The organism is Kutzneria viridogrisea DSM 43870, from assembly GCF_000525635.1.
In the GTDB taxonomy this organism is placed as follows: domain Bacteria; phylum Actinomycetota; class Actinomycetes; order Mycobacteriales; family Pseudonocardiaceae; genus Kutzneria; species Kutzneria viridogrisea.
Genome location: NZ_CP007155.1, coordinates 7,135,385 through 7,153,581 on the forward strand (window position 1 = coordinate 7,135,385; position 18,197 = coordinate 7,153,581).

Annotated in this window: 13 protein-coding genes; 5 read left to right on the forward strand and 8 right to left on the reverse strand. The window is 71.4% G+C overall.

All coding sequences use genetic code 11. The annotated features are described in order from the left end of the window. Positions 1-218: 218 nt before the first annotated feature. On the reverse strand, positions 219-1,946 hold the full coding sequence (locus KALB_RS31200) for a fatty acyl-AMP ligase (protein ID WP_025359605.1): 1,728 nt from the start codon (positions 1,944-1,946) through the stop codon (positions 219-221). Positions 1,947-2,281: 335 nt separating this feature from the next. Between KALB_RS31200 and KALB_RS31205 the strand changes: the two genes are divergently transcribed. Genes KALB_RS31205 through KALB_RS31215 form a run of 3 tightly spaced genes read left to right on the forward strand, consistent with a single transcriptional unit; the run spans position 2,282 to position 5,033 of the window. Continuing rightward, complete coding sequence (locus KALB_RS31205; RefSeq protein ID WP_025359606.1) at positions 2,282-3,385, forward strand: NAD(P) transhydrogenase subunit alpha; 1,104 nt, start codon at positions 2,282-2,284, stop codon at positions 3,383-3,385. A 5-nt stretch (positions 3,386-3,390) separates the two neighbouring features. Continuing rightward, positions 3,391-3,660: an NAD(P) transhydrogenase subunit alpha part 2 gene (locus tag KALB_RS31210; RefSeq protein ID WP_236650061.1), complete on the forward strand. Its 270-nt coding sequence runs from the start codon at positions 3,391-3,393 to the stop codon at positions 3,658-3,660. After that, positions 3,657-5,033, forward strand: coding sequence for an NAD(P)(+) transhydrogenase (Re/Si-specific) subunit beta (locus KALB_RS31215; RefSeq protein ID WP_025359608.1), 1,377 nt, complete (start codon positions 3,657-3,659; stop codon positions 5,031-5,033). The genes KALB_RS31210 and KALB_RS31215 overlap by 4 nt, the downstream gene beginning before the upstream one ends. On the opposite strand, the gene KALB_RS31220 is transcribed toward KALB_RS31215, so the two are convergent. Further along, positions 5,014-6,069: an AI-2E family transporter gene (locus KALB_RS31220; protein WP_236650062.1), complete on the reverse strand. Its 1,056-nt coding sequence runs from the start codon at positions 6,067-6,069 to the stop codon at positions 5,014-5,016. The genes KALB_RS31215 and KALB_RS31220 overlap by 20 nt on opposite strands. Positions 6,070-6,367: 298 nt before the next feature. Between KALB_RS31220 and KALB_RS31225 the strand changes: the two genes are divergently transcribed. Together KALB_RS31225 and KALB_RS31230 are read left to right on the forward strand one after the other, a co-directional pair. Next, positions 6,368-8,215, forward strand: coding sequence for a glycoside hydrolase family 15 protein (locus KALB_RS31225; protein ID WP_030110961.1), 1,848 nt, complete (start codon positions 6,368-6,370; stop codon positions 8,213-8,215). A 342-nt stretch (positions 8,216-8,557) separates the two neighbouring features. Continuing rightward, on the forward strand, positions 8,558-9,295 hold the full coding sequence (locus KALB_RS31230) for a S1 family peptidase (protein ID WP_148309727.1): 738 nt from the start codon (positions 8,558-8,560) through the stop codon (positions 9,293-9,295). Positions 9,296-9,341: 46 nt separating this feature from the next. On the opposite strand, the gene KALB_RS31235 is transcribed toward KALB_RS31230, so the two are convergent. The 6 genes from KALB_RS31235 to KALB_RS31260 form a co-directional block, all read right to left on the reverse strand. After that, positions 9,342-12,662, reverse strand: coding sequence for a S8 family serine peptidase (locus KALB_RS31235; protein WP_081789626.1), 3,321 nt, complete (start codon positions 12,660-12,662; stop codon positions 9,342-9,344). Positions 12,663-12,883: 221 nt separating this feature from the next. After that, positions 12,884-13,105 (reverse strand): hypothetical protein, encoded by a 222-nt coding sequence (locus KALB_RS31240; protein WP_236650063.1) that lies wholly within the window; start codon positions 13,103-13,105, stop codon positions 12,884-12,886. 17 nt (positions 13,106-13,122) lie between these two features. Further along, positions 13,123-13,326, reverse strand: a complete 204-nt coding sequence (locus tag KALB_RS44920; protein WP_025359613.1) for a hypothetical protein — start codon at positions 13,324-13,326, stop codon at positions 13,123-13,125. 26 nt (positions 13,327-13,352) lie between these two features. After that, positions 13,353-14,582 carry a YeeE/YedE family protein gene (locus KALB_RS31250; RefSeq protein WP_030110958.1) on the reverse strand — a complete coding sequence of 410 codons (1,230 nt, stop codon included), beginning with the start codon at positions 14,580-14,582 and terminating at the stop codon, positions 13,353-13,355. Positions 14,583-14,594: 12 nt separating this feature from the next. After that, on the reverse strand, positions 14,595-16,274 hold the full coding sequence (locus KALB_RS31255; RefSeq protein ID WP_236650064.1) for a hypothetical protein: 1,680 nt from the start codon (positions 16,272-16,274) through the stop codon (positions 14,595-14,597). A 61-nt stretch (positions 16,275-16,335) separates the two neighbouring features. Next, positions 16,336-18,159 (reverse strand): hypothetical protein, encoded by a 1,824-nt coding sequence (locus tag KALB_RS31260; protein ID WP_042220993.1) that lies wholly within the window; start codon positions 18,157-18,159, stop codon positions 16,336-16,338. Positions 18,160-18,197: the final 38 nt, after the last annotated feature.

Consider the following 18,197-nt stretch of genomic DNA (forward strand, 5'->3'; position numbering starts at 1 on the left):
ACCCCAGAACGGGACTCGCGGTCCCGTGGGCGGGACTCGCGGACCCCAGAACGGGACTCGCGGACCCGTGGGCGGGACTCGCGGACCCCAGAACGGGACTCGCGGACCCCAGAGCCGGACACGCGGCCCCCAAAGCGGGACTCGCGGCCCTGTGGGCGGGACTCGCGGCCCTGTGGCCGGGACTCGCGGTCGCCTGAGCGGGACTCGCCGGGCGGGGGTCAGAGTGTGCCGTCGAGGTAGCGTTGGCGGCAGACCGAGCGTGCCACGCGGCCCGCCGAGGTGAACGGGATCCGGCCCGGTTCCAGCACCAGCACCTGGTCCACGGCGACACCGAACCGGGCCGTCACCGCGCAGCGCACGGCCTCGGTGATCGCCCCGAGGTCCAGGTCCTTCGGCGAGACGTGCTGGGACCGCTCCGCGAACACCGTGACGGCGTCCCCGCGCGGGGTCGGCACGGACACGGCGACCAGGCCGTCCGGGCGCAGCGCGGAGTGCGCGGCCCGCGCGGTCAGCTCCACCTCACGCGGGTCCAGGTGCCGACCGTTCACCGTGAGCAGGTCCTCCTGCCTGCCGATGACGTACAGCTCGCCCTCGTGGCGGAAGCCCAGGTCCCCGGTGCGCAGCCAGGACTCGGTGCCCAGCACGGGGTCGTCCAGCTTGGCGCCGAACACGTCCTGCTCGGCGGCGTCCCGGCCCCAGTGCCCCCGTGCCACGGTCGCGCCGGACACCCAGATCTCGCCGACCAGGTCGTCGGACAGCGGCCAGCGCAGATCGGGGTCGACCACCAGCAGCTCACCTCGCACGGGAACCCCGCTGGAGACCAGCGTGGTGGACCGGTGGTCGGACCCGGTCCTTGGCACGGCCTTGCCCGCGGCGAGCAGTTCCCGGTCCACGGTGAGCTGGCGGGGCGGGGCGCCCGCCGCAGTGATCGACACCGGCCCCGCGGACTCGGGGCTGCCGTAGCACGCCCGCAGCGCCTGGGGCAGCAGCCCGCACTCCCCGAACACGTCCAGCGCCGCGCGCACGGTGTCCGGACGGATCGGCTCCCCGCCGTTGACCAGCGCGGCGACCTGGCCCAGCCGCATCCACACCCGGTCCTGCTCGCTGACCCGTGACGCACAGTAGGCCAGCGCGAAGTCCGGGGCCGCGGTGATCGCGCCCTGGGTCGCCGAGAGCACCTGGAGCCAGCGGCGCGGCTGCTCCAGCACGGCCCCGGGGTCCAGCAGCACCACGCGCAGCCGCGCGGTCAGCGGGGCGACCACCGCCATGATCAGGCCGAGGTCACGGGACAGCGGCTGCCAGGTGACCGACACCGTCCTGCCCGGCACCGCACCGCAGGCCTCCACCGCGCGCAGCCCGCCCGCGACCAGGTTGCCGTGGCTGATCACCACCCCGGCCGGGGCGCCGAGCGCGTCCACGGTGTAGCGCAGGTAGGCGATGTCCTCGGGGTGCACGTGCACCGGACGGCAGTCCGCGGCCAGTGCCTCGGGCACGGCGTCCACCGCGATGGTCTGCACGGTGTCGGTGAGCCGCTGCTCGTCGAGGAAGTCCCGCATCTCGGTCAGCAACGGACCGGTGGTCAGCACCCAGTTCGGCGTGCAGTCGGCGAACACCTCGGCCAGGTACTCGCGGTTGTCCAGCACGTCCTCGACGGCCAGCGGCACCGCGACCACCCTGGCCCGCAGCGTGGCGAGGAAGGCGACCACGTAGTCCAGTCCCTGCGGGGCGAGCAGCACGGCACGCTGCCCGGCGCGGGCCACCCGCTGCAACCAGGCGGCGGTGGCGCTGACCCTGCGGTGCAGCGCGGACCAGCTCAGCGTGACCGCGAGCCCGTCTGGGCTGCCTCGATGGTCCACGAAGGTCAGCGCGGCGTCCTCGGCGTGCGAGAGCGACCACTCGGCGAGGCAGTCGGCCAGGCTGTGGCGGGCGCCGGGGGTGGTGTCCACGGGGTCCTCCTCACCTGCGACCGGTGCTGGACGGGGCCGATCAGCCCATGCGGCCAAAGGTATTTTTGCCCGCTTCGCCACGTCAACGCGAACCGGTGCGGGGGTGGTCCACTTTTCCTTGTTGTGGCTGCTCTGACAACTCACCGTGTGGCCGATTGGACTTCTGTACGTGTGCGAGATTCGGCGGTTGTCGGTCCGTTTTAATTCGACTGTCACTGAAGCGACAGTTTAGGAGGAACGTACGGTAAACCAGCCGGACGATGGTGTCCGGCATGCGCACGCCGGAGGACCATGAGGTCACAGGCCCCGCGATGTGATCACGACGAGGTGATTCGATGCGTGCCGAACTGACTGTGGCGGTCTTGCGGGAGACCGCGCCGGGCGAACGCCGGGTGGCCCTCGTACCCGAAGGGGTGCGCGCCCTGACCGATGCCGGGGCACGGGTGCTGGTGGAGAACGCCGCGGGCGAACTCGCCCACCATCCGGACAGCTCCTACACCGAGGCGGGCGCCGAGGTGGTGCCACGGGAGACCGCGCTGGCCCAGGCCGGGATCCTGCTCGTGCTGCACTGCCCGCTGCCGACCGGACTGCGCAAGGGCCAGGTCCTGATCGGCCTGCTCGCGGGCGCCGACCTGCCCGCGCTGGCGGAACGGGGCGTCACCGCCATCGGGCTGGAGGGCTTGCCGCGCAAGCTCAGCCGCGCGCAGTCCATGGACGCGCTGAGCAGCCAGGACAACGTGGCCGGCTACAAGGCGGTGCTGGTCGCCGCGCAGGTCTACCCGCGCTACCTGCCGATGCTGATCACCGCGGCGGGCACGGCGCCCCCGGCCAGGGTGCTGGTCCTCGGGGTGGGCGTGGCGGGCCTGCAGGCCATCGGCACGGCCCGCCGGCTGGGCGCCGTGGTCACCGCGTACGACATACGCCCGGAGACGGCCGAGGAGGTGCGCTCGCTGGGGGCGAGCTTCCTGGAACTGGCCACGGCGATCGCGGGCAGCGGGCAGGGCGGTTACGCGCGGGCGCTGACCGCCGAGGAGGAGCAGGCGCAGCGGCACGAGCTGGACGCGCACATCGCCCGGCACGACATCGTGATCACCACGGCCCGGGTGCCCGGCCGCAAGCCGCCGCTGCTGGTGACCGAGCAGGCCGTCAAGGCGATGGTGTCCGGCTCGGTGGTGGTCGACCTGGCGGCGGGTCCGCTGGGCGGCAACGTGGAGCTGTCCGAGCCCGGGGTCACCCGGGTCACCGAGAACGGGGTCACCGTGATCGGCGCGGAGGGGCTGGCGGCCACCGTGCCCTCGGCGGCATCGGCGGCCTACTCGCGCAACCTGCTCGCCCTGCTGCGGCACCTGCTGCACGAGGGCGAGCCGCGCATCGACCTGACCGACGAGATCCAGGCCGGGGTCGTGCGCACGCACGACGGCCGCGAGACGGGAGCGTGAGGGCGGTGGCCGGACTCAGTGTGTTCGTGCTCAGCCTGCTGGTGGGCTTCGAGGTGATCAGCAAGGTGCCCGCGACCCTGCACACCCCGCTGATGTCGGCGGCGAACTCCATCCACGGCATCATCGTGGTGGGCGCCATGCTGATCGCCGCCTCCGCCGACACCGTGCTCGGTTACGTGCTGGCCTTCCTGGCCTCGGCCTTCGCCGCGATGAACGTGGTGGGCGGCTACGTGGTCACCGACCGGATGCTGCGCATGTTCCGGGGGCGGCGATGATCATCCAGCTGGTGTACCTGGCCGCGGCCACCTGCTTCGTGCTGGGGCTGCACCTGATGAACTCCCCCGCCACGGCGCGGCGCGGCAACCTGGTGTCCGCGGCGGGCATGGTCGCCGGGGTGCTGGCCACGGCGGTGCTGATCGCCGAGCAGAACCTGATCAAGCCGACCGGCTGGGCCGTGCTGCTGGCGGGCTCGGCGGTGGGCGCGGTGCTCGGCCTGGTCTCGGCGCGGACCGTGCGCATGACCGCCATGCCGCAACTGGTCAGTCTGTTCAACGCGGTCGGCGGTGGCGCGGCCGCGCTGGTCGCCGTGGACGAGGTGCTGCGCGGCAGCGGCGGGGCCGTCACCGTGGTCCTGGACGTGCTGATCGGCGCCGTCACCTTCACCGGGTCCCTGCTCGCCGCGGGCAAGTTGCAGGGCCTGGTTCCCGGGCGGCCCGTGGTGTTCGCCGGTGCGCGTGCCCTGAACCTGGTGCTGGCACTGGTGATGCTGCTCGGCGGCGGCTACTTCGCCCTCGTGCGGCCGGATCCGCTCGTGATCACGGCGGTCGGCCTTGCCGCACTGGTGTTCGGCGTGACCATGGTGCTGCCCATCGGCGGGGCGGACATGCCGGTGGTCATCTCGCTGCTCAACGCCTTCACCGGCACGGCGGTGGCCATGGCCGGGTTCGTGATCGCCAACGACATGCTGGTCATCGCCGGGGCGCTGGTCGGTGCCTCCGGTGCGATCCTGACCAAGCTCATGGCCGATGCGATGAACCGCTCGCTGGCCAGCATCCTCGTCGGCGGTTTCGGTACCGGCGACGGGGACCCGTCGGTGGCGGTCGGCGCGTCCGCGCAGGTGCGCGAGGTGGCCGTGGACGATGCCGCGATCCAGCTCGCCTACGCGCACCGAGTGGTCGTCGTGCCCGGTTACGGGCTGGCCGCCGCCCAGGCCCAGCACGAGGTGCGCGAGCTCGCCGAGGTGCTCGGCGCGCAGGGCGTGGACGTCAGCTACGCGATCCACCCCGTGGCCGGTCGCATGCCCGGGCACATGAACGTGCTGCTGGCCGAGGCGAACGTGCCCTACGAGCGGCTGCGCGAGATGGAGCAGGCCAACCCCGAGTTCGCCCGCACCGACGTGGCACTGGTGATCGGCGCCAACGACGTCACCAACCCGGCGGCGCGGCGGCCCGGCAACCCGGTGTCCGGCATGCCGATCCTGGACGTGGACCAGGCCAGGTCGGTGATCGTCATCAAGCGGTCCATGGGGCACGGCTACGCCGGGATCGACAACGAGCTGTACGGGGACCCGAAGACCGGCATGCTCTTCGCCGACGCCAAGGCGGGCCTGGCCGCACTGACCGCGGCGGTCAAGACGCTGGTGGGATGAGCCGGGAGGCCGCCCTCCTCCGGTGGCCCTTGCGCCGTTGCGGGGCACGCAGCAGCGCGAGGGCCCACCCGGCCCTCGGGTCGATGTCCACCAGCACGGTCATGACCAGCAGCGTGGCCGGGACCGCCAGCAGGGCGCCGAGCGGGCCGAGCACCCAGGCCCAGAACACCACCGCCAGGAAGGTCAGCGCGGTGGACAGGCCCACGGCGTCGCCGACGAATCGCGGCTGGACCAGGGACTGGACCACGAAGTTGAGCACCGCGTAGACCCCGAGGACGGCCAGCGCGCACCGCCACCCGGCGCCGAGCAGGCCGAGCAGCGCGGGCGGCACCACGCCCAGCAGGAATCCGATGTTCGGGATGTAGTTGGTCACGAACGACAGCAGGCCCCACAGCACCGCCAGCGGGATGCCCAGCCACGCCAGCGCGAGCGTGTCCAGTACGGCGACGACCAGCCCGAAGACCGTGGTCACGACCAGGTAGCGACGAGTCCTGCGGGCGAAGTCCCCGAGCGCGCCCTGGATCTGCGGGCGGTCCTTGGCGATCTCCGCCAGCCGCACGTCGACGCCGCTGGCCTCCAGGCTGAGGAACAGCAGCAGCGCCAACAGGAACACCAGGCTCGTCGTCACCCCAGCCAGGTCCCCCAGCAGCGCGCTCAGTGCGGACATCAGCCTGCCGGGGTCCAGCGAGTTCACGACCTGGCGGAGCTGGTCGTGACCGACTCCCCACCGGCCAGCCAGGTCGACGGCGTCGGCGAGCAGGGCCCGCGCCAGGTCCTCGTACCGGGGCAGCAGGGCGGCGAGCCTCGCCAGCGAGACGACCAGCACCGCGCCGAAGGTGACGAGCACCCCGTAGACGAGCACCACCAGGGCGAGCGTGGCTGCCCAGGAGGGGACACCGCGCCGCCGCAGCCGACGGTGCACCGGGTTGAGCACGATCACGATGACCAGCGCCAGCAGCGTGGGCGCGATCAGCCACGCCGCGGCCTTCATCCCGGCCACCGTGACGACCGCCGCGGCGGTACCGAGGAGGATCACCAGGCCGCGTGGAATCGTCGGGTCGTCAGCCGGAGCGGAGGCCTTCACTGGTCAACGCGGGCGCCCGCGTCACCGGGTGTCACGTCAGCCCCCTGTACCCGTTCATCACTGCCTCCCGTTCGCCCTCGACGGACCAGCACGCACACCGTCACACGATCCGGCGCCGGGCTCTTCACCCGAACCGGGCGACCCGACCCCACCTGCCGGGAGGTCATCCGCTCCGGGTGAGGAACCCGGTCGCTCGGAGGTGTCGGCTGGTTCGGGTAGGTCGCGGACGAGGCGGAAGGACAGGGAGTTCATGGTGGACGAGTACCCGTTGATCGCCGACCACGGGCTGATCGGGGATCTGCAGACGGCCGCGCTGGTGAGCACCGACGGCACCGTCGACTGGTTCTGCTGCCCGCGCTTCGACTCGCCGAGCGTGTTCGCGGCGCTGCTGGACCGTCGTCGCGGCGGCCACTGCCGGATCCGCCCCGCGGCAGGCCCCTGCACGACCAGGCAGCTGTACTTCCCGGACACGGCAATCCTGATCACCAGGTTCCTGGGGCAGTCCGGGATCGGTGAGGTGGTGGACTTCATGCCGCCCGCACCGCGGCGGCAGGCCACCGCCGAGCACCGCTTGGTCCGGATGCTGCGCTGCGTGCGCGGCCGGATCGACTTCGAGGTGGACGTGGCGCCGAGCTTCGACTACGGCCGTCGGCCGCACACCACCCACCTGACCGACAACGGCGCGGTGTTCGACGGCGGAGACCTCCGGCTGACCCTGCACGCCGTCCGGGAGCCGGAGGACGCCCGGTTGGCCGACATCAGCGTCGCGCAGGACAACGCCGTGCGCGGCACCGTCACCCTGAATGCCGGGCAGGTCCGCGGCTTCGTCCTGGAGTCGGGCGGCCAGGGCGCGCCGCGGGCCGTCCGGGTCGAGGAGGTGGCGCGGGCCTTCGACAGCACGGTGCGGTTCTGGCACACCTGGCTGGCCAGGTCGACCTACGGCGGGCGGTGGCGCGAGGTCCTCACCCGGTCGGCGATAACGCTCAAGCTCCTGACCTACGCGCCGACCGGCGCCATCATCGCGGCGCCCACCGCGGGGCTGCCCGAGCAGGTCGGCGGCGAGCGGAACTGGGACTACCGCTACACCTGGATCCGGGACGCCTCCTTCGCGGTGCAGTCCTTGCTCGGCATGGGTTTCACCGAGGAGGCCGCCGACTTCGCCCGGTGGCTGGGCGAGCGCTACCAGGAGCGCGGCGAGAGCGCCACCGGCCCGATGAAGATCATGTACCGGGTGGACGGTTCGGCGGACGTACGCGAGGAGGTCCTCGACCACTGGGAGGGCTACCGGGGTTCGAGCCCGGTGCGGATCGGCAACGGTGCCAGCGACCAGCTCCAGCTCGACATCTACGGGGAGTTGCTGGACGGCATCCACCACGCCGACCGGCACGGGCTGCGGGTCGGTCACCAGGGCTGGCAGGCGTTGACCGGCCTGCTCGACTGGCTGGCCGACAACTGGGACCAGCCGGAGGAGGGCATCTGGGAGGTCCGCGGCGGCCGGGAGAACTTCACCTACGGCAGGCTGATGAGCTGGGTTGCCTTCGACCGCGGGGTCCGGCTCATGGACAAGCTCGGCCGTCCGGGCCCGATCGCGCGGTGGCTGACTGAGCGGGACCGGATCTACGCCCAGGTCTGGGAACGGGGCTGGGACCCCGGCAGGCGAGCCTTCGTCCAGCGGTACGGCTCGAACGTGCTCGACTCCTCCCTGCTGCGCATGCCGCAGGTCGGCTTCCTCGCACCCCGCGACCCGATGTGGTTGAGCACTCTCGCCGCGATGGAGGAGGAGCTGGTCACCGACAGCCTCGTCCTCCGGTACGACCCGAGCGCCTCCCCGGACGGGCTGCGCGGGTTCGAGGGCACCTTCTCCTTGTGCACCTTCAACTACGTGCACGCCCTGGTCGGCGCCGGACAGCTGGACAAGGCGCGACTGGTGTTCGAGAAGATGCTCACCTACGGCAACCGCCTCGGCCTGTACGCCGAGGAGATCGGCCCCACCGGGGAGCAGCTCGGCAACTTCCCGCAGGCGTTCACCCACCTCGCCCTGATCGACGCCGCGATCACGCTCGACCACGCCCTGGACCGGGCCGCGACTGCGACATGAAGGTGCCCTTTGCGACGCTGGGCACCTACCCCCACCGCCGCGAAAGTGGCTTTCACTGCGTTGGGCGCAGCGAATGGTCCTATGGCAGCACGCCCCGGCACTGCCACGAAGGTGCCCTTTGGGACGTTCAACGTCGCGAACGGCACCTTCATGGCATGGCGCCGGGTGAGGCCCCGCGCCCCGGCACTGCCAGGAAGGTGCCGTTTGCGACGCCCAACGTCCTGAACGGCACCTTCATGACATCGGCGCCGCCCGCCCGACCAGGTGACGGCGGGGTCCACCTTCAGGTGCACTGGGCCGAACGCGGACCTGGCGCTGCTCCGTGTGCAGCAGACTCGCGGCATGCGCAGGACACTGATCGGCATCGTGACGACCGTGCTGCTGCTCGGCGGAGCGGCACCCGCCCTGGCCCAGCCGGAGATCATCGGTGGCCAGGTGGCCACCGGCAGCTGGACCTGGATAACGGCCCTGCTGACCCCGGACGGCAAGCAGTACTGCGGTGGCTCGCTGATCGCGCCGAAGTGGGTGCTCACGGCGGCGCACTGCGTGGACGACAGCACGAGCAGGGACGCCGCGCGCATCGGGTCGAACGACCGCACCAGCGGCGGCACCGTGGTCGGCATCAAGCGGGCGGTGCCGCACCCGCAGTTCGGCCCGGACTTCGACAACGACATCGCGCTGGTGGAACTGGCCAAGGCGGTGACGAACAAACCGGCGGTGCTGGGGACCGGCACGAACTGGGACGGCTACACCCTGCGGCTGTTCGGCTGGGGGCAGACCTGCCCGGTGAAGGGCTGCAACGGCGGCTCGGACAGGCTGCTGCGGGTGGACAACACCGCGCTGCCACAGGAGAAGTGCCGGGCGCAGGGCACCGGCTTCCACCCGGAGCACGAGCTGTGCATGGACAGCCGCAACCAGAGGACCGCCTGCTACGGGGATTCCGGCGGGCCCGCGGTGTACATGGTCAACGAGCGGGTGATCGGCGTGACCAGCCGGGGCAGCAGGAGCTGCGGGGATCAGGACACGCTCTACACGCGGGTCCAGCCCTACCTGAGCTGGATCAAGTCCTACACGGGCTGAGCGCGGCGGCGCCGCGGGCACCAGGAGCCCGCGGCGCCGCGCTCCCTCACCCGACGGTGTAGGAGTACGGGATCGCGGTGAGTTCGTCACCGCTGCCCAGGACACTGGAATAGCTGTCCACGTAGAGCACTCCGCTGACCTTGCTGCCCGGCGCACCGCTCGGCGTGAGCGTCACGGTGATCTCCCCGGTCTGCCCGGGGGCCAGTGACAGCGGGCTGAACGCGGGAGGGTTCGCGGAGGTCGAGGACCGCCACAGGTCACCGGTGGTGCTGGTGGCCGCGGTGTCGAAGCCCTGCGCGTGCACCACGGCCGCGAGCGTGGCCGAACCGCTGACCGGGCCGTCGGTCGGGCCGATCGCGGTGGGCAGACCGGCCCACTGGCCCTGCGTGACCTCGGCGGCGGTGCTCGTCGCGGAGGCGGACAGCCCCCTGGGCACGCCGTGCAGTTCCGGCACCCCGCTGTACGCCGAGATGTCGAAGTCGGCCGGGATGGTCGAGGACTGCTGGAAGGTCAGCGACCGGGTTTCCGTGGGCACCAACCAGTTCGGGCCGATCGCGGTGGCCGGTGCGGGCAGCGCGATGGTGGCCGAGGACGGCGGCAGCACCACGAGTTGCTGGTCGCTCTCCTGGGTCAGCCGGGGGTCGGCGAAGAACCCGCTGGGCGCCACGCCGGTGTTGCGCACCTTGACCTTGACGGTGATCGGTTTGCCCGCCGCCACCTTGCCCCCGGTGGGCAGCCCGGTGGCGTGCGCGTCCACGGTGTCGAAACGCAGGTGCCCGGTGAACGGCTGGGACAGCGCCGTGCCGCTGACGCCCTGGTTGACGTTGACCACCAGCTCCCAGCGGCCCTTCTCCGGGGCGCGGACCGTGCTCTGCAGGGACTTGCCGCCGCCGTTGGTGGCCAGCGAGAGCACCTGGCCGCTCGGCGCCTTCAGCGCGCCGAACACGGTCTGGTTCGGGTCCCCGCCCAGGCTCAGGTCCACCGCGAGGTCCCGCTTGCCCGCGGGCACGTCGAACCAGTACGTCTGGGTCTGCGCCGGGGAGTAGTCCCGGCCGTTGCCGCCGACGATCGTGCCGGTGAACGCCTTGTCCGGGGTGACCAGGCTGCGCAGGGTCAGCGGCACGGAGGTGCGCTCGCCGAGCGCGGTGTCCAGTTCCACGGCCGCCGAGGTGTCCCCGGGCTGGTCGCCCGCCTTGGCCGTGACGTGGAAGGTGCCGCTCTGGCCCGGCTTGAGCGTCAGCGTGGACGGGCTCAGCTTGCCGAAGTCGGCGTACTTGGTGGCGGTGAACTCGTAGGCCACGTTGCCCTTGAAGCCGGGACTGCCCGCGGTGGCGTAGAAGACGGCCGTCCAGGTGCCCGCGGCCGGGTAGTGCACGTCCACCCGCCCGTGGTTGGCCTGGCTGGCGCTGTTCTGCGGGCGCGAGTCGGACTGGTACACGCCGTTGGGGTCGATCAGCGCCATGCGCACGGTCTGCGTCTGCGCCGGAGTACCGGGCCACGCAAGGGATCCCTGGAGGTGATCGGCGCCCAGCGGCACGGTGAACGTGGTGCTCGCGTAACGGCGCAGCGCGCTCGTGCCGTCCACGAAGCTCGGCGTGGTGTCACTGGTGACGTCCAGCGCGATGCTGCCGACCTTGTCCGACAGCTGCTGGCTCAGGATGCGGCCGTGCGCCGAGACGACCTGCGTGTTCGGGCTGGTGTTGGTGACCGTCAGCGGCAGGTTCTGCGTGGCGCCCGGCTTGCCCGCGGCGGTCAGCTGCGTGTCCCCACCCGTCGTGCTGGTGAGCAGGCCCGCGCCCTGGCGGCTGGGCGTGCCGTTGCCGTCCTGGACGGACATGGCCATGCGCACGGCGGCGTAGGTGTTCATCTCACCGGCGCCCTGCTCGTACGCGGGGTGGCCCAGGTCGGTCGCCGTGCTGGTGAGGATCTGCTTGACCAGCAAGGGATCCGGCCGCTGACCCCCGTGGGTCTGCTTGTACGCCTGGATGACCAGGGCGGCGCCGCCCGCGATGAACGGGGCCGCCTCGCTGGTGCCGCCGAAGGTGCGGATCGCCGAGGGGCGGCCCTGCTCGTCGGTGCACTGGGAGAAGCGCGGATCGGCGGTGCACAGGGACCAGCCCGACTCGCCGGGCGCGACCAGGTCGGGCACCCGGCCCAGGTCGTCCACCCCGCCGGAGGACAGCGCGGACATGTTGTCGTTGGCCCAGGAGGTGGCGAAGGTGCGGGCGCCGCGCTCACCGGTCTGCGCGTAGAGCCGGTAGTTGGTGACCGAGCCCGCGGAGATCACGTGCGGGTCCACGGCCGGGGTGCCGATCGTGCCGCTGGGGCCCGCGTCCCCGGTGGAGGCCACCACGGTCACGCCCGCGGCCACGGCCGCGTCGTTGGCCAGGGCCACCGGGTCGACCCCGTCGGCCGGGAACGGGTTGCCGCCAAGGGACTCGTTGATCACGTCCACGTTGGCCACGTTGACGGCGTAGTCCACGGCCTGCAACACGATGGAGTTGGTGACCAGTGCCGCGCTGCCGAAGACGTTCAAGCCGACCAGCGAGGCGCCCGGGGCGATGCCGCGCACGGTCACGTTGCAGCCCTTGGGCAGCGGATGCGCCGCGGCGACCACAGTGGACAGGTCGTAGACCTGACGGCCCTGCGCCGCGATGGAGCTCGCGTCGCCGAAGGCCTCTTCCCCGCCCTGCGGCCCGTTCGGGTCGGTGCCGGAGAAGTCCTGGTAGTCGGTGAACACCGGGGTGCCGTCGGCACGGATGAAGTCGGGGTTGTGCGGGTCGAGCCCGTCGGCGATCCACGCCACGCTGACCCCCTTGCCGTCCACCAGGTTCTGCGCCTGGGGCAGGCTCGGGTTGGTGAAGGCGGTGTGCGTGGTCTGCAGGGCTTCCGGCTCCAGCAACGGCTTGCCCGGGTCGGCCGGGCACACGCCGTTGGCCAGCGGCTTGTCGGCGGCGGCCTTGAGATCGCTGCGCTGCTCGGTGCTCAGCGGGCGGACCGCGCGGGTCCGGTCCGGCACGACGGCGGCGACGGAGGGATCGGCCGCCAGGTGGCTGGCCTCGGCCGCGGTCACCTTGGCGGAGAAGCCGTTGACCACGTCGTAGGTCTTGAGGTTCTGCGCGCCCGCGCCCCTGGCCTGGTTGAGCAGCGGGGTCTGGTCCTGGCGGACCTTGGCCTGGCGCTGGGACTTCTGGGTCCTCACCGGCAGTTCCGGGTGCTGGTCGCGCAGCACCACGATCACCGACTGCTGGGCGCCCTGGCTCAGCGCGGGGTCGGCGGCGGCTGTCGTCGGTGCGGCGGCGGCGATGAGCCCGCCCACCGTGACCGCGATCAGCATCAGTCTTCGTCTTTGTTGGCGGTGCGTCATGGGCCGCAGCGTACGTGCCGAAATGCCATTTCGAGCAGAAGAATTTAGCCGACCTTGCCGTCAAAGAAGAATTATCGGACAGAATTTCCGAACCGATTGTCGCTCATAACTGTTAACACTGCCGATAATGCCGCTGAACGGTCGATGGCGCAGGTCAGCGGCCGGACGTACTCTCCGCCGCCGCGGCTGGCGGGGAGCCACCCCCCGCCAGCCAGCGGATATCAGCCGAGCAGCCGGGCGGGCGCCTGGAGCACCGCCTGGATGGTCCCGAAAACGGGCACACCCAGGGGTGCGAACGTCCAGATGTTGTTCAGGTTGCTCGTGTCGGGCTGGTCCACGACGACGACGCCACCACCGGAGGGGGCGGTGTCGGCCATCGCGGGAGCGGCGAACCCGAGCATGGTGGCGGCCAGCAGGGCCGGAACGACGATCTTGCGGGTCACAGGGAGTACTTCCTCTCTCAGCCGTGCAGGAACGTGAGCAGGTGGGCGATCGGGCCGAGCGCCTCGGTCGGCACCGGCACCGTCGGGTCGAGCACCGAGCCCAGGTCCACCCCGGGCAGCACGTAGACGGGCGTGCCCGCGTGCGCGATGCCGCCGGTCAACCCGGTGAGCGCAAGCGCGGCGACGGTGCCCGCCACCGCGCGTGAGACCACTGTGGACATTCATCTCTCCTTCTCTGGTACGGCAGTCAGCACACCGAGTCGGTGGGCTTGGGGTTGCCGAGTCCGAACAGCGGGCGCAGCCGCACGCCCACGAGGGTCCCGCCGATGGCCATCACGCCCCACAGCCAGCCGTGCAGGCTGAAGGAGGCCACGCCGGAGAAGTAGGCGCCGATGTTGCAGCCACCGGCCAGCCGGGCACCGAAGCCCATGGCGATGCCGCCGAGCACCGCGCCCAGGGCCATCCGCCAGGGCACGGCCCGGTGCAGCACGAAGGCACCGGCCAGCGCGGAGGCGATCAGCGCGCCGATCATGATGCCGAAGTCCATCACCGACACGCGGTCGGTGAGCACCGAGGCGTGCAGCGCGGCGGCATTGCGGGGCACGGACCAGTACGGGGCGTGCGAGATGTCGATGCCCACCCAGCCCAGGATCTTGGCCCCCCACAGGGCGAAGGCCGAGGTGATGCCCCAGGGCCCGCCCGCGACGAACAGGGTCAGCGCGTTCAGGCCCGCCAGCAGCAGGGCGCCGACCCACAGCGGCCAGGCCCCGCGCAGCACCCGCAGCACCCCGTGGGCGGTGGGCGGCTGCTCGACCGGCGGCGGCTTGCGAAGCCGTTGCACGACAAGTGAGATGCCGACGATCGCGCCGATGATCGCGAACGAGATGAGCAGTCCACCGGGGTAGCCCCACGGGGTGGCGGCCAGGTTCACCGTCGGCCCCAGGCTCTGCATGTAGACGATCCAGTCGGCGGCGAAGGCACTGGCGATGGAGCCGAGCACGAACCCGCCGAGGGTGTAGAGGATCGCGGTCTGCCCGCTGCCCACGGCGAACAGGGTGCCGGAGGCGCAGGACCCGCCGACCTGCATGCCGATGCCGAAGAGGAACGCGCCCAGCGCGACCCCGATGCTGGTCGGCAGCACGGTCCCCTTCGGCACCCCGGACAGGCCCAGCCCGCTGCCCAGGATCACCGCGAACAGCAGGCAGGCCACCGCGAGCATGAGCATGTGCGCGCGGATCGCCGCGCCCTGGCCGACCACCACCACCTGCCGCCAGGCCGAGGTGAAGCCGAACCGGGAGTGGAACAGCACCAGTCCCAGTGCGATCCCGATACCGAACAGGAGGGTCATGATCGGACCCGCCGCGTGATAGACCGCCGAGCCCAGCACGATCGCGAGCACTACTCCCACCGAGGTCACGCCGACCTTGGCCGAAGGTGCCGGTAAGTGCCGCGGCACCTCGCTGCTGACTGCTGTCATCGTTCCTCTTTCCTAGTCGGGCAGTGGTCCGGAGATCGGGACGACCGTAGCGCTGGGCACCCACTGACCGGGATAGTTCATGTCCATGCCGTTCATGTGCTCACTCATCTGCATCACGTCCACCTGCGCGCAGGCGTAGATCCGCACCGGCTCGTCCAGCCGCTGCCCGCGCGCGGCCAGCCAGCGCTGGAACCCGGCCACCGAGGCGCTCTGGCCCTCGAAGGCGCTGGCCAGGTCCAGGGTGTAGTTCAGGGACCGCTGCTCGCGCGGGTCGAACCGCAGCGGGACCGCCGAGCTGACAACGGATTTGACCAGTGGGCCGGTCAGCAGCCACGGGGCGAGGTAGACGCCGCGGGTGAAGGTGGGCCGTTCGGTCTGCTCGGTCGCGACCAGGCTCAGTTCGGTCGCTGCCCTGGTCCAGCCCGACACCAGCAGCAGCGCGTTGTTCGGCGCCTCCTCGGTGACGACCGGGATGTGCATCTGTTCGGCGTTGGCGCGGACCAGCGCGGCGGCGGCCCGCGCCCGTGGCGACTCGTCCCCGACCAGTGTGATCGCCGGTACGGACTTGCTCGCCAGGAAGCCGATCATCGATCGCAGCGAGTCCGCGTCCTCAGTGGACAGTTCATCGGCCGGGCAGCTCGCCAGCGCGGCACGCGAACCGCCCAGCAGGCCACCCAGCGCGGCCCCCGCGCACTCCGGGCCGTCCGCGCCGACCGCGTTGACCTGCAACGGATCCGTTCCAGTATCGACGTCCACAGTGGAGGAAACCCCGTCGCGCTCGACCGTGAGCGTGCTGCGCCCGGCCGGGAGCGTGACCTCGGCCCAGGCCCCGTCGGCGCCCGGCCTGGACACGGCGGTGACCGGCGGCTCGTCCCCAGCGCGGACCGTCACCGACCCCGCGGGCACGTGCACCAGGTTGCGGCCGGGGCGCTGCGGGGTGAGCAGCAGCGGCGTGGGCTGTGACACCAGCAGCGGCACGCCGGGGGTGGGCAGGTCCAGTGGCTTGGGCACGGCGATCAGGGCGCTCCAGGCGACGTAGGCCGCGACGACGACCGTGACGCCGAGCGGGAAGAAGCGGGGCCTGGTCAGCACCAGTGCCGTCACGACCAGGGGCAGCACCGCGACGACGATCAGCAGCAGGCCGAACCCGGTGGTGTAGAGCCGACGGTCCAACGCCACCCCGGAGGCGGCGATCTGCACGATCCCGGCCAGCACCAGCACCGCGGCCAGGGTCAGCGCCACCGGCTTGGGCCGCAGTCGCTCGGGCTGCCAACCGCCGGTGCCCAGCACCGTGATGCCGATCCACAGCACGGCCGCGACCGTGTAGGCGGTGTCGGCGAAGAACTCGATGCCCATGTGGTCCAAGGAGATCTCGGACACGAGCACCACGAACAGACCGAACCCGGCGTAGGCGGGCGCCGAGCGCCAGCGCAGCAGCGGTGGTACCGCCAGGGCCAGCACCAGTTGCACGACCGCGAACACCGGGTTCACCTCGTACACCACAATGGACACAACATCTGCCACAACCGTTGCGGCGGCGGCAGTCCACGCCAGTACCAGCGCCGGGCGGCGCACCTCGGCCACCGCCGGGCGCACCAGCCCGATGCCCGCGATCGTGGCACCCGCCAGCAGGAGCAGGATCCTCACCAGCACGGCACCGGCGCTGACGGCCTGGGTGCCCATGTCACTCATGTGCATTCTCGTCCTCCACGGGGGAAGGCGGGCGGCGCCGCCGGGACGCCGCCCGCCCGCCTCACTTCACATCCGCGTCCGCGACCACGAACAGTTCGGAGTGCGGCTTGGCGTTGCCGAAGTCCCCGTGCGGCCAGGACTTGCGGTTGAAGTTGATGCCGACCTGACCGGAGTTCTCGTCACGGAAAGCCGTGTCCACCGTCAGCTTCCCGTCCTTGCCCAGGTCGACCATGGTGACCTTGTGGTCACCGTCCAGACCGCTGCGGGCCACGAAGTAGTCCGACACCGCGACCCTGCCGGGCTGGTCGGTCTCGTGGTAGAAACCATCGCCCCCCAGCTGGAAGTTGTCGTAGGTGCCCCAGTGCGGACCCTGCCCCGGCTTGCCGGGGTTGATCGCCGCGGCGCCCGCCAGCGTCGGGCAGTCCCCGCCACCGCCGTTCTCCGCCTTGGCCTTCGTGTCGATGGTGCAGGTGTAGTTGTCACCGGCGGCCAGCAGCTTGGAGATGTCCAGCGTGTAGACCCCGCCCACCGTGCCGGGGTCGTCCGAGCCGAGCGTGCCCTTCTGCCGTCCGATCACCGCGTGGTACAGGTAGTGGTCGTCCGGGCTGGTCTGCACCCAGCCGCCGTTGCTGCTGGAGCCGACGCTGTCGGCCTTGGCGTCGAAGGACTTGTTCGCCGCGCCGTCGTCGAACACCTCACGCCAGTGCGGCTGGGCCGCGGTGATGTCGGGGGTGTAGAAGATCGCACCGCCCTGCATCGTCTGTGCGAAGGCACCCTTGTGACCGGGCAGGTTGGTCACCGTGGTCTCCATGACCGCCCGGCTCTCCGCGTGCAGCGGGTCCGCCGGGTTGGCCCTGGGCCCGTCCTGCAGGTAGGACACCGCCTTGAGCTTCGGGTGGTTGCGGTCGGAGATGTCCCAGGTGCGGATGGTCGGCCGCCGCAGGTACGGGGAGGGCTGCTTGACCGGGTCCAGGATGATGTTGCGCGGCTCCGCGTAGTCACTGGTGACCATCGTGTTCAGGTCCTCGCGGGCCTGGATGCCGTGCGGGTTGGCGCAGGTGGGCGCGCCCAGCCTGGGCAGGTCGTCGCAGAGTTTCTCGTTGTCTCCCTGCGGGGTCGCCGCCGGGGACTGGGAGAGCACCTTGCCGTCCCTGTCGAAGTGCACGACCTCACCGGGACTGCCCGCGAAGCCGTTGCCGATCTGCACCGAGCCGTTGTCGTAGATGTAGGGCCCTGGCACGACCGGGCCACCCATGTAGGTGCCGTAGGCCGTGCCGTCCTTGAGCGTCCAGTACGCGTCGGGCACCGACCCGCCCAGCGTCTGGCTGGGCAGGCTGATCCCCTTGAGCTTCAGGTTCGGCAGCGCGCTGACGTCGAAGGCGTAGGTCGCCGCCGCGAACAGCGCGCCCGCGTAGATGGTGTCGCCCTTGTGCCACACGTACTGCATGTGGTGCGGCTCGTTCTCCACCAGCGGGCCGACGGTGGCCGTGTTGACCACCTTGCCGTAGGTCGGCGAGCCCTTGGTGGCGTCGATGACGGCGAGGAAGTCCGGTCCGGGCAGGGCGCCGGGCAGCTTGTTCACCACGCCGCCGACGGTCCCGGGCAGGTTCTTGATGTCGGACACCGCCGTGTCGGCGATGTTCTCGTCACCGGCCCAGACCAGCAGCCACTCCTTGCGCTGTTCCTGCCGGGCCGCGTAATTGCCCACCAGGTGGTTGGTGACCGTGTAGTCCTTGCCGTCGGCGCCCGCCACGTGCTGGGTGGACACCTGCACGTCGGCGTAGGCGCTGGTGCCGGCGATGGGGAAGGTGACGGCCGCGGCGGCGACCAGGACGGCCGCCGCACCGGTGCGCACCCTCCTCCCGCCGAGCGATTTCAGGGGCATCGGATCTCCGTGTTCTGAATGGGTCGTCGAACTGAACC

What these genes read in the sequence shown, in the direction of transcription:
- KALB_RS31205 (WP_025359606.1), top strand. Translation starts at nt 2,282, where the DNA reads ATGCGTGCCGAACTGACTGTGGCGGTCTTGCGGGAGACCGCGCCGGGC.
- KALB_RS31215 (WP_025359608.1), top strand. Translation starts at nt 3,657, where the DNA reads ATGATCATCCAGCTGGTGTACCTGGCCGCGGCCACCTGCTTCGTGCTG.
- KALB_RS31225 (WP_030110961.1), top strand. Translation starts at nt 6,368, where the DNA reads ATGGTGGACGAGTACCCGTTGATCGCCGACCACGGGCTGATCGGGGAT.
- KALB_RS31230 (WP_148309727.1), top strand. Translation starts at nt 8,558, where the DNA reads ATGCGCAGGACACTGATCGGCATCGTGACGACCGTGCTGCTGCTCGGC.
- KALB_RS31235 (WP_081789626.1), bottom strand. Translation starts at nt 12,662, where the DNA reads ATGACGCACCGCCAACAAAGACGAAGACTGATGCTGATCGCGGTCACG.
- KALB_RS44920 (WP_025359613.1), bottom strand. Translation starts at nt 13,326, where the DNA reads ATGTCCACAGTGGTCTCACGCGCGGTGGCGGGCACCGTCGCCGCGCTT.
- KALB_RS31250 (WP_030110958.1), bottom strand. Translation starts at nt 14,582, where the DNA reads ATGACAGCAGTCAGCAGCGAGGTGCCGCGGCACTTACCGGCACCTTCG.
- KALB_RS31255 (WP_236650064.1), bottom strand. Translation starts at nt 16,274, where the DNA reads ATGAGTGACATGGGCACCCAGGCCGTCAGCGCCGGTGCCGTGCTGGTG.
- KALB_RS31260 (WP_042220993.1), bottom strand. Translation starts at nt 18,159, where the DNA reads ATGCCCCTGAAATCGCTCGGCGGGAGGAGGGTGCGCACCGGTGCGGCG.